The following is a 14,340-nucleotide window of genomic DNA, read 5'->3' as shown; positions in this document are numbered from 1 at the left end:
AAATTTTGGGTAGAGGGAAAGGGAGGAATTCAAATGAAAAAAACGATTTTAGGTGCAATTACATTGGTGACACTTTTGGTTTTAGGGGCTTGCGGAAGCAGTTCTGCCGACACTACAAGCAGTGGAGCAAGTGATGCAACAGAAATCAAGGTGGGTACTGGGAATGAAGCATTGCCATATGCTTATTTAGACGAAAATGGTGAATATGATGGCTATGATGTCGCCGTCGTTAAAGCAATCGACGAAAAATTACTTGATTATACCTTTACCTTTGAAGGAGCGGATTTCCCAACGACGTTATCAAATTTAGAAAGCAATAAAGTCCAGATGGCTGCCTATGAATATGAAGTCAATGATGAACGGAAAGAAAAATTCGTCTATGGGGATGTTGGGTATGTGGTCTGGGATACGTATATTGTCTCTGATCCAGATGCCGGTACGGTCTACGATAGCTTCGAAGATTTAGCAGGAAAAAAAGTCTATGTGACGACTGCTACTAACCAAGCAGCAATGGCTGAGGCTTATCTGGCAGAAAATCCCGATGCTTTTGAATTGGTTTATGGGGAATACAACAACGAGCAAATCGTACAAGCAGTCACTTCAGGTGCGGTCGATGCAACGTTAGCACCAGAATATCAAGTCGATAATTGGAACAATTCATTTAGTGAAAATCTAGAGATCGGCAGCGAACCAGTCCACAACTCAGATGCCTACTTATTGTTCAACAAAGAAGCGGACCAAGACTTTATTGATGCGGTCAATACAGCATTAGAGGAATTGAAAGCAGATGGAACGATCAAAGAATTATCAGAAAAATATCTAGATGGGGATTACGTCCCAGAATAGGGAGGAATGGCGATGAGTTTTCAATTGTCTATTATGATCGAAGCGCTGAAAACAGCAAGTCATTATATTGGTACGACGCTTTTTATGGCGTTGACCGCACTAGTCATTGGCGCGGTGGTTGGGTTGATCATCGCCTTGATTCGTCTGTATAGGATCAAGATCCTCGCACCAGTGCTGCAAGTGATTGTCACGGTCTTAAAAGGGGTCCCAGTGGTTTTAGTGATTTTAGCGTTATATCTTATTTCTGCTAAACAGTTTGATATTTGGGCGGAGTCGATGCATTGGACTTTGCGATTTAAAGATTTCAACATGGTTTGGATAGCGATCGCCGCCTTGAGTTTAATGTCTGCTATCAATAGCAGCGAGATTTTCAGGGGCGCATTTGCGGCAGTCAAAAAAGGGCAGTTCGATGCAGCCAAATCGATCGGCATGACGAACTTACAAGTCATCCGTCGTGTGCTGCTCCCGCAAGCCTGGCCGATTTCATTGCCCATGTTCAGTAATTTGCTGATCTCGTTGGTTAAAGCGTCGGCCTTAGCTTCCATGGTCAGTGTTGTCGATGTTTTTGCGGCAGCTAAAATCACGGCCCAGCAAAATTATCGGTTTTTAGAAGCGTATGTGGCTGTTGCGATCATTTATTGGCTGATTAGTTTGGTCATCGAAAAAGGGGCACAATTACTGGAAAATCGGCTGTTGCGCAAACTAAGGAGGGCCGCATTATGATGAAAGTAACGGATATCCATAAGCGATTCGGCAAACAAGAAGTGTTAAAAGGGATTGATCTTGATGTCGCTAAAGGCGAAGTAGTCGTCTTATTGGGGCCTTCCGGTTCGGGAAAAACGACCTTCTTGCGTTGTCTCAATTTTTTGGAACGAGCAGATCAAGGTGTGATTCAATTGGGAGAAACCACCACCACATTGCACAAAGCAAGTAAAAAAGAAATATTGACCCATCAACGGCAAACAGCGATGGTTTTCCAAAATTATGCCTTGTTTCAAAATAAAACAGCCAAAGAAAATATCATGATGCCATTGATCGTGACCAAAAAACAAAGCAAAGAAGCTGCCCTGCGAACAGCAGAGGCTTTGTTGGATCAAGTCGGTTTGTCTGAACGACAAGATTTTTATCCTAGCCAACTGTCAGGTGGACAACAACAGCGTATCGGGATCGCCCGTGCGTTGGCGTTGAATCCTAAGGTCATCTTGTTTGATGAACCTACCTCGGCATTGGACCCGGAACTAGTGGGACAGACATTGGCGCTGCTCAGAGAAATTGCGGAAGCCGGTGCGACCATGGTATTGGTGACCCATGAAATGAAATTCGCGTATGAAGTAGCAGACAAAGTCGTTTTCATGGAGAATGGACATATTGTTGAACAAGGCACACCGCAACAAGTATTCGAGGAAACCAAAGAAGAACGAACCAAAGCCTTTTTAGCCCGCTTTACCACACAGCTGGCCGGCTAACAACTATGCAGGGAGGAAATAGAATGGCCTATCAATTCGCACAACGTATCATGACATTAGAAGCATCTCCATTAAGAGAGAATGCAAAAAAAAATATGGAGTCTGCAGCAGCTATTTCCTTTGCTTACGGATTTCCACCGACAGAAGCATTTCCAATGGCTACATTGAAAGAGATCTCGCAAAAATTATATAACGAAGCGGACCCAGAGTCTTTCTTGCAGTATGGGGCATCAGAGGGGTATCCGCGCTTACGGACCTTGATCAAAGAACGTTTGCGTCAATTGTCAAATATCGATAACGAAGAGGAGGTGCTGGTGGTTTCGGGCTCGACCCAAGCCATGGATTTGGCGGTAAAAGTCTTTTGTAATGAAGGCGATGTGGTGTTATGCGAGGAGCAAACATTTTCCGGTGCGGTGAATGCTATCAAAGGATATGGGGCGATACCAGTGCCGGTACCGATGGATCTTGCAGCAGAATCAATGGATCTTGACGCTTTAGAAACAATCCTCAAAACAGACGCAAGAGTGAAAATGTTGTATCTGATCCCCACTTTCCAAAACCCTTTAGGCACATCAATGCCATTGGAAAAACGTAAAGCCATTTATGCATTGGCATGTCAATATGATGTGCTGATTTTTGAAGACGATCCTTACGGTGAGTTGTTGTATGAAGGTACACCGATCCCTAAGATGAAAACATTAGATACCGAAGGACGAATCATTTATGCGGGATCTTTTTCAAAAATTTTGGCACCCAGCAGCCGGATTGGTTTTATGATGGCTGCTGGTCCTGCAATGGAAAAATTGATTTTGGCCAAGCAATCCGCCGATTCCCACACCAATTTTTATTGGCAAGTGGTATTGGCCGAATATATGGATCATCATGATTTCGAAGGTCATGTGGCCCAATTGACCTTGTTGTATCAAGAGAAATATGCCCGCATGCTGCAAGCATTACAGGCACTGCCAACGGATAAGCTTACCTTTATCAAACCAACAGGCGGCTATTTTATCACCTGTTTCCTATCGACTGAGATGGACGCAGAGCGGTTCTATGAATACCTTGATGAGGCGAAAGTTGCGGTCATTCCAGGCAATATCATGAGTGTTGCGGGAAAAGGCTATGAGCATTCATTTCGGCTGAATTTTACGAAGCCGACATTGGCACAGATCGATCAAGGGATCGCTTTATTAGGTGATGCGTTGGAATACGCTATGCCGCCAGCATATGAAGGGGTCATTTAGGAGGTGTTGCCAATGAAATTGATTTATTACGGGGTAAGTGAAGAGGAAATTGCTTATATCGAACGGTGGCAATTTATCCACAAAACACCAGTGACGATCGTAATGGAGGGCTTGTCTTGGGAGAATATCCATTTGGCAGCAGGGCACGACGGCATCTGTTTGTATCCTAGTCTGGCTATGCAGCAAGATGAGTCCCTGTACCAACGCTTGCATATTTTAGGGATGAAGCAGTTATCGATCAAATCAACGGGGGTCGACGGTCTTCGTTTTGACTGGGCGCAAAAGCATCAGTTGACGGTCACCAATGTCCCTTCTTATAGCCCAACATCGGTGGGCCATTACACTGTGATGTCGATCTTGATGGTTTTACGCAATATTCCAGCAATGATCAAAGGAAAACTTGATCGACGGTCTGTGATTGGTCGGGAGCTACAAGACGTAACAGTCGGTTTGTTAGGCACTGGTCGAATCGGTGCTCTAGTCGCAGAAGCGATTTATCATATGGGGGGACATGTGATTGCCACTAGTAGGAGTGAAAATCCTCGGTTGAAGGGGATTGTCGAATATGTGTCCTTTGAGACCTTGATTGCTGCATCGGACGTCTTGTCGATCCATATCCCGCTGACAAAAGCATCAGAAGGGCTATTTTCGGCCTCTGTTTTTGCACAGATGAAGCCTGGCAGTTGTCTGGTCAATACGGCACGTGGGGGAATCGTTGATACGGATGCGTTGATTGCCGCACTCGCGCAAGGGCGTTTGTCTGGTGCTGTATTAGACGCTATCGCCAATGAAGAACGGTATTTTTCAGTTGGGTGGGATCAAAATCCTTATTATCAACAGCTGAATCAACTGCCAAATGTGCTTTTGACCCCGCATATTGCGTATTATACCCAATTGGCTGTACAAGAAATTGCAGAAACAGCTTTGAACAATGCAAGAGATATTTTGCTAGAAGGACAATCTGCCAATACGATCGCGCTTTGAGCGATAGAAAAGAAAGGGTGGGAGTATGCTGCAAGCAGAAATCAAAGGATTGAAGAAGTCTTTCGATAAACAAGTCATCTTAAAAAATGTTGGCTTACAAATTGAACGTGGGGAAGTTGTATGCATCATTGGTCCTAGCGGCTCTGGAAAAACGACCTTTTTGCGTTGCTTGAATTTGTTGGAGCAGCCTGATGCGGGGAGTTATTCTATCGGTGACTTCCAGTATGATCTCGCACATATTGGCAAAACCCAACGATTGGAGATCGCCCGCAAAACAGCGATGGTCTTTCAATCCTATGAGCTGTTCAGCCACATGAATGTGTTGCAAAATGTGGCGGAAGGACTACGCACACCACGGCGTTTCCCAAAAAAACTGGCAGAAAAAGCAGCGTTATCTGCCTTAGAAAAAGTGGGTTTGGCAGATAAAGCTATGATGTATCCTAGTCAACTGTCTGGCGGACAGCAACAACGTGTAGGTATCGCCAGAGCGATGGCTTTGACGCCAGAATTATTACTGTTTGATGAACCCACTTCAGCGCTCGATCCAGAACTTGTCGGTGATGTCCTAAATGTCATGAAGCAACTGGCTGATAGTGGGCAAACGATGATCATCGTGACGCATGAAATGCAATTTGCACAAGAAGTCGCGGATAAAGTGATATTCATGGCGGATGGTGTGGTGGTAGAAGCGGGAACACCAGAAGAAATTTTTGAGGATCCGCAAGAAGAATGTACACAGCAATTTTTGACACAAGTACGTTTTCAATTAGCTGTATAGAAGCGAGGCACAATATGGAAAAGGTGAACAGCTCTAGTCGGCTTTGGTCGAAAGATTTTTACTTAGTGATGGTGGTCACGGTACTAGCAATGACAGCCATCACGACCCAAATGGGGACTATGCCGTTATATGTTGCTTCTTTAGGTGGTTCTAAAGCAGTATCCGGCGCCATTGTAGGTGTCTTGGGGCTATCTGCTTTGTTTTGCCGTTTGCCAATCGGTGTGGCATTGGATCGATATGGACGCAAAGTCTTGCTTTGTATGGGATTAGCCATTCTGTTGATTGATTTTAGTTTATTGAATCTGCTGCAGGGGCTATTGATGCTTTTTTGTCTGCGCATCTTGCAAGGGGTGGGCAATAGTTTGCAAGCGACAGCAGCAGCGACGATGGCAGTTGATACGATTCCTGAAGGCAAATTAGCAGTCGGATTGGGGTATTTCAGTATCGCCCAGGCTGTGCCGAGTGCCATCGGCCCGTTGATAGGACTTGCTGTTGTAGAAAATTATGGATTTCCTGTACTTTTTCGGATGGCTGCCTTGTTGAGCGGAACAGCTTTTTTGTTGAGTTTCTTTTTGAAAGAACAGCCCTTTTCACGGAGGAATACGCACTCTGGCGAAGCGAAATCATCGTTACGAGAACTGCTTCGCATCAAAGCGGTTGTGTTTCCTAGCGGTATCCTTTTTTTGATATGCTTTGCCAATTCTGGCGTGGTGGCGTTTATTGCACAATATGCCCTTGAACGTGAGATTATCGGCGCAGGCTATTATTTTACGGTCATGTCGATCATGACGGTCACAACACGGGTCGTATTTCCACGTTTGCTCGCCAAAATCCAAACGGCTACATTGATTTATGGCAGTTTATTATTGATTTTGGTTTCTTTTTGTCTGTTGCCATTTACGACACAGCTCAGTAGCTTGCTTCTGGCCGCGAGTTGTTATGGTGTCGGTTATGCCGGCTTATTGCCTGTGATGAATACGATTGTATTAGAATCGGTGTCTGAGGCGCAGCGAGGGCAAGGGACAGCGGTATTTTCAGCAGCCTTAGATGTAGCTTATGGAGGTGGGGCTTTTTTGTGGGGAATCATCGCCAGTCTTTTTGGCTTTGACATGATGTTTTTTGGGTGTGGTCTGTTTGCTTGTGGGGCGATGATTGTTTATCGCTATTTCCAATTATCTCAGCGTTGATGTTAGGAAATTTAACATAGGATGTAATCTGCAACTTGCGCTTCTGTTGTTTTCTCGATAAACTGAGAAAATAATGAGAACGGGGGATGATTATGGATAACTTAGACCGCAAGATACTGAACATCATGCAGCAAAATGCCCGAGTCACTGTCAAACAGATCGCAGAGCAATGCTTTATTTCATCGCCATCTGTTTCTGTGCGGGTACAAAACCTTGAAACCCTTGGGTATATCCGTTCTTATCAGGCACTGATCGACTACCAAAAACTTGGTTATCTGATCAAAGCGTATGTCCATTGCGCAGTGAATGCCAAAGATAAAGAAGCCTTCTATGCCTATATCGCAGACATCCCAAATGTGATCGAGTGTGACTGTATCACTGGAGATTATTCTATGCTCTTGAAGGTTTATTTTAGTGATACGGTCGTCTTGGATCGGTTTATCACAGATTTGCAATTTTATGGGGATACCAAAACCCACATTGTATTTTCAACGAATGTCGGACCACGAGGGTTGCAAGTGCCAGTCGATGACCAGTGACCCCTGTATATAAAAAAAGCGTGCCTGTCTATGTGAGATAAGCGCGCTTTTTGGGTTTTCAGAATTGATATCCTCGAGAGGGAACTGGCGTCGAGAAAACGATTTGGGTGTTGGTTCGACCGAATTTTTGCAAGTCATTGATAAAGCTGTCCAATGATTTGGTAGAAGGGAAAACGACTTTGATTAACATTGAATAAGGGCCGGTGACACAATCACATTCCAACACATTGGGGATCGCCTGTATGAAAGGATAGAAACTTGCTTTTTGCTGTGGTTCGATCGACAGGTGGATAAATGCTTTGATCGGCAAGCCGGCTTGTTCATAGTCAATCGTCGCTTGATAATACAACAATTGCTCGGTTTCTTCTAAATGTTTTATTCGTTGGGAAACAGCAGGTGCAGTGATGAATAACGCTTCACTTAACTTTTTGATCGATAACCGACCATTTTGCTGCAACAGATTCAACAACTTTTTATCTAGTTCATCCAAATACTTTCCTCTTTTCTGTTTTTGTACTGTTTCTCTTTGTTTTTCAAAGTGAAAGGAATCAATTTCAAGGATTAACAAAGAGATGGCTGAAAAGGCTCGTGTCTTTTTCTCTTATGTGATATTTTATCACATATAATACAAAAAGGGGCGTTTAAATCATGATGAGGATCGAATCAGATACAATTGGCAGTCTACCTATATACGAGGGGGCTTATTATGGTATTCATAGTTATCGCGCAAAAGAAAATTTTGCTTTCACTGATCAAAAAGTTGATCTGACGATGATCAAACAAGTAGCACGTATCAAAGCCGCAGCTGCGCTAGCCAATCAACAATCTGGCACGCTATCCAAAGAAAAAGCACAAATCATTGTGACTGCTGCGGAAGAAATCATCATGGGCAAGTGGGATGAAGAATTTATTGTTGATACATTTCAGGGGGGAGCAGGAACATCCACCAACATGAATGTGAATGAAGTGATCGCCAATCGCGGGTTAGAATTGATGGGGCATAAGAAAGGGGAATATCAATATCTTCATCCTTTAGACGATGTCAATCAAAGCCAATCCACCAATGATGTCTATCCTAGTGCTGGGAAACTGGCTTTGCTTGTATATATTGAACAATTGGATGAAGCGCTGGTACAGTTGATTGACAGATGGCATATGAAAGCGAAAGAAGTTCAGCACGTGGCAAAAATGGGGCGAACCCAACTGCAAGAGGCGGTGCCAATGACAGTAGGGGAAAGTTTCGCTGCATATGCCCACAGTTTGACGCGTTGCCGTGAACGGCTGCACCACTTATCGGCAGAACTATTGACCTTAAATATGGGTGGGACAGCCATTGGGACAGGTCTTAATGCGTCCTATCGCTATCAAGAATACCTCTATCAAGAATTGAACCGACGTTTTCCAAGACCCTTACGGCCAGCGAATGACCTGATTGATAGTACACAGCATACCGACAGTTTCGCCTCGATTTCAGGTGGATTAAAAACGATTGCCATCACATTGAACAAAAGCGCCAATGATCTGCGTCTCTTAGCCAGCGGTCCGCGAACTGGTTTTCATGAACTCAACTTGCCAGCAAGACAAGCAGGCTCATCGATCATGCCGGGCAAAGTCAATCCAGTCATTCCAGAAGTTATCAGTCAAATTGCATTTCAAGTGATTGGAAATGACGGTGCCATCACCTTTGCGGCAGCTTCCGGAGAATTGGAATTGAATGCTTTTGAGCCGGTGATGTTCCATAATTTATTTGAATCATGTCAACTGTTGACCAAAGCGTGTCAAATTTTTGCCGATAAATGTGTGGCAGGTATTACCGTCAATGAAACAGCTTGTTTGAAAGCTGTAAATAACAGTACAGGGACTATTACAGCCCTTTCACCGCAAATTGGTTATGAAAAAGCCACTGCTTTTGTCAAAGAAGCATTGGAAAAAAATTGTTCCATCGAGGAGCTATTAAAGCAAGAAGAATTCTTGCGGACAGAAACTTATCAGTAAGGAAAAACTGAAATATCCATATACCTAAAAGCCTAAAAGCATAAAAAAATAAAAAACTTATCTGTAGTAGGGATTTGTGTCTGGTAAAAGACACTCAATCTCGCTGAGGATAAGTTTTTTAGATTTTTGTCAATGAGTCAAACAAAAGTATGGTAATCCATCTTAAAATTTATATAGACAGAATGATATTCAGTTTAACTCAGGAGAGTGTAAAATATTTTGTGTAAATAGAAAAAAGGAAGTCCCTTCTGTAGAATAGAGTTACCACAACACATTCACAGAAGAGAGGACTTCCCTATGAACGATTTTACTACAGAAATTCTAAAGACTCTAGCGAACAAAGGCGATTTGAATGAATTATTCCGTGTCCATTTGGAGAAAGCAGTCAATACGCTTCTCAAAACGGAGTTAACGGCTTTCCTAGATTACGAAAAGTATGATCGCATTGGTTTTAACACGGGTAATTCTCGTAACGGCTCCTATGACCGTACGGTCAAGACCGAGTATGGGGAACTTCATCTCCAGATTCCGCGCGACCGCAATGGTGAGTTCAAGCAACAGACTGTTCCTGCTTATAGACGGACGAATGACACGTTAGAGGAGACCGTCATTCACCTCTTCCGAAAAGGTATTACCATGTCGTAAATCGCAGACTTGATTGAGAAAATGTATGGGCATCACTACACGCCCCAAACCATGTCTAATATAACAAAATCATTTACAGAAGAGGTAACGGCGTTTAAAGGGCGGGAGCTTCATGACCGTTATGCTGCTATTTATATGGACGCAACGTATATTCCGTTAAAGCGGAAAACCGTCGCCAAGGAAGCTATTCATATCGCAGTTGGCATTCGCCCGGACGGATCAAAGGAAGTATTGAGCTATGCGATTGCACCGACTGAATCCATCACGATTTGGGAGGAAATTTTATTGGACCTTCAAGAGCGCGGTTTGAAAAATGTCCTCCTGTTCATCACGGATGGCTTAAAGGGGATGGTAGGAGCGATTAGTCGGTTCTATCCCAAAGCTCGTTTTCAACATTGTTGTGTACACGTTTCCCGTAATATCAGTCACAAAGTGCGTGTCGATGATCGTAAGGAAGTCTGTGATGATTTTAAAATGGTGTATCAAGCCTCATCTAAAGAGGTGGCGTTGGAAGCACGTGGTGCTTTTGCGGAAAAATGGAAAACCAGCTATCCAAAAGTGGTTGAATCGATTCTTTCGAACGATCACTTGCTCACTTTCTATGATTTCCCCTTGGCCATACGCAAGAGTATTTATTCTACGAACTTGATTGAATCCTTTAATAAGCAAATCAAGAAATACAGCCACCGCAAGGAACAGTTCCAAAACGAAGAGTCGATGGAACGTTTCTTAGTCTCGTCTTTTGATACTTACAACCAAAAATTCCTAGGTCGCAGTCATAAAGGCTTTCAACAGGCCGAAGGCGAACTTGAACAAATGCTAAGCCAACTGATTGAGAATTAGAAACAATCTGCAGTAGGGAAGAATCATTTACACAAAATTATTGACGCTCCCTTTTACATTAGGGCCAAAGGAGTGAATATAGAAATAACTGCTCTAAATGAAATATTAAATAAGCTACCATAGTAAATAGGAAATTAAGTAATGTCTACTGAATAATTTACAAACCTTATCGTAACAGTGCTTTTAGCTGTTTTTTGGTATAATAGATGCATAGAATACAGAGGGAAACACCAAAAACCCGTGCACTTTTTTCAAAAATCATACGAAGGGGCGATGAATATGTACAGAAAGCAGACTAATCGGCAATTAACCCTTTATGACTTCGATCAGCCGTTGGGGCTCACGATGAACCCAGAAAACCGTTGGATCAAAAAAGCGGCTACGATTCCCTGGTCAGTCATTGAAGATAAGTATGCCGCTCTGTTCAAAAGTGACAGAGGGAACATCGCCAAGCCGGTAAGAATGGCACTGGGTGCCTTGATTATTCAAAATGAATTTCAGTACGCAGATATCGAAGTCGTCAATCAGATTCGCGAAAATCCCTATCTGCAGTACTTTGTCGGACTGCCTTCGTACAAGGATGAAAAGCCGTTCGATGCTTCTTTGATGGTGCACTTCCGCAAACGTCTCTCTTCCGAAATTCTGATTGAAATCAATGAATTGATCCTCAAACCGATAGAGGATAGAGAAGATGATTCCCACAATGACGACAATGACAATGATGCGTCAGGATCTGAGAATGAAGGAACGCTCATTCTGGATGCCACTTGTGCACCTTCAGAAATCAAGTTTCCGCAAGACACGGAACTGTTGAACGAATGCCGGGAAAAGTTGGAAGGCCTCATCGACGCAATCTGCGAAGCAAACCATCTTCCCAAACCCCGCACCTATCGGAAATGGCCCGAAAGGATTATCTCAACATCGCGCGCAAGAAAAAGAAAAGCGGAAAACAAATTCGCAAAGCCATCGGCAAGCAACTGAACTACATCCGGCGGGATCTCGGGTACATCGATGCGTTTCTAAAGCAAGGCTATACGCTAGTGCCGAAGCAAGCCAACCTGTTGGGGACATTGCGGAAATTGTACGAACAGCAGCTTTACATGCACACAAGCAGGACGCACAAAGTGCAGGATCGCATCGTCAGTATCAGCCAGCCTTTTATCCGCCCGATTGTCCGGGGAAAAGCCAAGAATCCGGTTGAGTTCGGGGCCAAACTGGATATGAGCATAACCAACGGTTACGCCCGAATTGAAAAAATTTCCTTCGATGCCTACAACGAGAGCGAATGTCTCATAGTTGCGGTAGAACGCTACAGAGAGCGGATGGGAGTGTATCCTGAACGAGTTTTGGCGGACAAAATATACCGAAATCGCACAAACTTGAGCTACTGCAAAGAACTCGGAATCCGATTATCCGGACCGTCGCTCGGCAGGCCCAAGAAGGATCAAAAGATTGACAAAAAACAAGAATACACTGATAACTGCGATCGAGTAGAGGTCGAAAGAGGCTTCAGCCTGGCGAAAAGAAAGTTCGGGCTCAGGCTTATTCGAACACGCCTTGAAGAGACCAGTCTGTGTGTAATTGCTTTATCCATCCTTACAATGAACCTGTCCAAGGTTTCATTGCGCATTTTTTTGACTCTCATCCAATGGATGAGCTTACCCAGAATTGAACCCCTGGTGAACCCGTAAGCTAAAAATGGGGGATTTATTCAGCAGGCATTACTTATGTCAGAGGACAGATTACTGTAGCTTTAATTGTTTCTATAATGTTTATAATTGGATTTTCTATAATTGGCTTAAATTACAGTATGACTTTGGGGATCTTAGCAGGAATCTTAAATCTAATACCTTATGTGGGATCAGCTCTTGCAACTATTCCCGCTCTCTTAATAGCTCTTGTAGAAGGACCCAAGAAGTTAATAGCAGTCATAATAATTTTTATTCTAGAACAATTCATTGAAGGCAGATTTATATCACCTCTAATTTTAGGTAGCCAATTAGATATTCATCCAATCACAATTATTTTTGTATTGTTGTCTGCTGGGAAAATATTTGGAGTAATGGGAGTTATTATTGGAATTCCAGTTTATGTCACTATTAAAGTTATAGTGATTCATTATTTTACTTGGTACAAGGAATCATCGGGTCTATATTAAAGCGAAAAAAGTGAAAGATTCAAATCAATTTGAAGTATGAGAAAAAATTTTAATAATTTTAGATCTAAATATAGCCTATAATCTTGAAATATATAACAATAATTAAGTTAAACTTGCTAATCATGGGGCATACTTATTGTCCCACCAATATTTATCAAAGAAATAAGTAGATAAAATACCCGGAAGTAATTATCTACTTTTTTCATAAGAGACAGTTAAATTTTTTTAATTGTTCAAACCGATTTAAATGTATGTAAGATACGAAATTAAACGCGGAAAACAGAGATCTAAAACATTTGTTTTTAGGTGTCTGTTTTTATATTGAACGAAAGTTTATATCTATCCTAAATTTCATATTACTTTAAGAATAAGGTCACTTTTCTTTTTTTTCTATAGTTATTAGGTGTTTCTTTAAACTGCTCTTTAAAGCAATTTTGGAAATGAGACTGATTTGAGAACGAGAGGTAGTTAGCAATCTCAGAAATACTCATTTCAGTATATCTTAACAAATCTTTACTTTCATTCAGCTTAGTCAACTTAATGAAGTTTCCTATAGTCAAACCTACTTCTTTTTTGAATAGTTTGCTCAAATAAGATTTACTTTTACCTGTATAATCCACAATATCATTCAGAGAGATAGGTGTGTTTGTTCTTTCATCTATGAAATCAATAATTTTTTGAGTTTCTAAAGAAATAGAAAGTCTCTTTTTACTTTGACTGACGCTTTCGCAAAAATCTAGAAGCATCCTTGAATGCAATTCTGCAATGGCGCTAATATCTGAAGTATTCTCACATTCAAGTGAATAGGTATCAATCAACTCATAGGCTTCCTCAACATTCATCCCTCCTGGAATTGCAGCTTGATTACCAACTTTTGTTAAAATAGATAGAAAAATATTTTTCTCTTGTCTAATTGGTGAATTGGCCATCCTACCAGCTCTAATGGGATACGCACTTATCTTGTTATTTAAGAAATTAACCAACTTTTCTCTTTCTCCACGTTTAATATACGTTAACATTTCTTTCTCAAGATAATAAGTATTATGGCGTACTTGATTTTCTTTTTTTTCTATCATTTCATTAGTTTTGATTTGATACGTTTTTTGAAGTTTTGAAAAATCATTGACCATTAAACTCTCATTCACAGAAATGAGCTCATCATTAATAATAAAATTAATAAAGCTAAGTAAATTTGATGCGGATACAAAATTAAATGTAGGGAAAAAATTAAAATTTCTATATTCAAAATTAAGTGATTCTTTTTCTAAAAAGTCTTCTTCAAATGTAGAAGTTAGAAATAAATCGTTTTTGAGAGGTCCTATTATAATATAATCAAATGAATTTTTTATAGGAATCTTACAAAATAAATTTGAAGGGGAAAATGAAAGCAATTCAGGACTTTTTTTTGAATTAAATATTTTTTTTATTTTTCCAAAAGACTGTTGTCTATCTGTAATGTCTTCTACTGTAGGAAACTCAAAGCTTATTTTCTCATTGTTGGAAACAAAAATTGTTGGGATTGAAAACGTTGAATATAGAAATAAGCAAATTTGATAAATCGTATCTTTCATAATACCACCTCGAATAATATTTTACATAATATTACTTTATTTTACAATAATAAAGAAGACTTATATGATATATTCTCTATGAAA

General features: G+C 41.4%; 11 protein-coding genes and 3 pseudogenes. 12 read left to right on the top strand and 2 right to left on the bottom strand.

The annotated features are described in order from the left end of the window. Positions 1-33: 33 nt before the first annotated feature. The 8 genes from IGJ05_RS07530 (at position 34) to IGJ05_RS07495 (ending at position 7,044) form a co-directional block, all read left to right on the top strand. The gene (locus IGJ05_RS07530; RefSeq protein ID WP_060792670.1) at positions 34-846 is read left to right on the top strand and encodes a transporter substrate-binding domain-containing protein; all 813 of its coding nucleotides are present in this window, start codon (positions 34-36) and stop codon (positions 844-846) included. 12 nt (positions 847-858) lie between these two features. After that, positions 859-1,569, top strand: a complete 711-nt coding sequence (locus IGJ05_RS07525) for an amino acid ABC transporter permease (RefSeq protein ID WP_021150492.1) — start codon at positions 859-861, stop codon at positions 1,567-1,569. After that, a complete protein-coding gene (locus tag IGJ05_RS07520) occupies positions 1,566-2,312 on the top strand; it encodes an amino acid ABC transporter ATP-binding protein (RefSeq protein ID WP_054114517.1) in 747 nt (248 codons plus the stop codon). The genes IGJ05_RS07525 and IGJ05_RS07520 overlap by 4 nt, the downstream gene beginning before the upstream one ends. Positions 2,313-2,335: 23 nt before the next feature. Then, positions 2,336-3,556 (top strand): PLP-dependent aminotransferase family protein, encoded by a 1,221-nt coding sequence (locus IGJ05_RS07515; RefSeq protein WP_060792671.1) that lies wholly within the window; start codon positions 2,336-2,338, stop codon positions 3,554-3,556. Positions 3,557-3,568: 12 nt separating this feature from the next. Further along, the gene (locus tag IGJ05_RS07510; RefSeq protein ID WP_081117243.1) at positions 3,569-4,540 is read left to right on the top strand and encodes an NAD(P)-dependent oxidoreductase; all 972 of its coding nucleotides are present in this window, start codon (positions 3,569-3,571) and stop codon (positions 4,538-4,540) included. 25 nt (positions 4,541-4,565) lie between these two features. Further along, on the top strand, positions 4,566-5,318 hold the full coding sequence (locus tag IGJ05_RS07505; RefSeq protein WP_060792673.1) for an amino acid ABC transporter ATP-binding protein: 753 nt from the start codon (positions 4,566-4,568) through the stop codon (positions 5,316-5,318). Between the two features lie 14 nt (positions 5,319-5,332). Beyond that, positions 5,333-6,505, top strand: a complete 1,173-nt coding sequence (locus tag IGJ05_RS07500) for an MFS transporter (protein ID WP_081117242.1) — start codon at positions 5,333-5,335, stop codon at positions 6,503-6,505. A gap of 92 nt (positions 6,506-6,597) precedes the next feature. Further along, positions 6,598-7,044, top strand: a complete 447-nt coding sequence (locus tag IGJ05_RS07495; RefSeq protein ID WP_005470356.1) for an Lrp/AsnC family transcriptional regulator — start codon at positions 6,598-6,600, stop codon at positions 7,042-7,044. A 58-nt stretch (positions 7,045-7,102) separates the two neighbouring features. Here IGJ05_RS07495 and IGJ05_RS07490 read toward each other — a convergent pair whose 3' ends face one another. Then, positions 7,103-7,534, bottom strand: a complete 432-nt coding sequence (locus IGJ05_RS07490) for an Lrp/AsnC family transcriptional regulator (protein ID WP_003125427.1) — start codon at positions 7,532-7,534, stop codon at positions 7,103-7,105. A 158-nt stretch (positions 7,535-7,692) separates the two neighbouring features. Between IGJ05_RS07490 and IGJ05_RS07485 the strand changes: the two genes are divergently transcribed. From IGJ05_RS07485 to IGJ05_RS07470, 4 genes and pseudogenes are all read left to right on the top strand, one after another. Further along, positions 7,693-9,039 (top strand): aspartate ammonia-lyase, encoded by a 1,347-nt coding sequence (locus tag IGJ05_RS07485; RefSeq protein ID WP_081117241.1) that lies wholly within the window; start codon positions 7,693-7,695, stop codon positions 9,037-9,039. A 297-nt stretch (positions 9,040-9,336) separates the two neighbouring features. Next, positions 9,337-10,527: pseudogene (locus IGJ05_RS07480) on the top strand (IS256-like element ISLgar5 family transposase). A gap of 279 nt (positions 10,528-10,806) precedes the next feature. Next, a pseudogene (locus tag IGJ05_RS07475) lies at positions 10,807-12,218 on the top strand (IS5 family transposase). 32 nt (positions 12,219-12,250) lie between these two features. Continuing rightward, positions 12,251-12,685 (top strand): annotated as a pseudogene (locus tag IGJ05_RS07470) (AI-2E family transporter); the annotation flags it as partial. A gap of 356 nt (positions 12,686-13,041) precedes the next feature. Here the strand turns inward: IGJ05_RS07470 and IGJ05_RS07465 are convergent. Beyond that, a complete protein-coding gene (locus IGJ05_RS07465) occupies positions 13,042-14,256 on the bottom strand; it encodes a helix-turn-helix domain-containing protein (RefSeq protein WP_438725141.1) in 1,215 nt (404 codons plus the stop codon). Positions 14,257-14,340 lie beyond the last annotated feature (84 nt).

Origin of the sequence: Enterococcus sp. AZ167 (assembly GCF_051714025.1) — a bacterium.
Lineage (GTDB): Bacteria > Bacillota > Bacilli > Lactobacillales > Enterococcaceae > Enterococcus_D > Enterococcus_D casseliflavus.
Note: the sequence above shows the minus strand (reverse complement) of the source record. Positions and strands in the feature narration are given on the sequence as shown.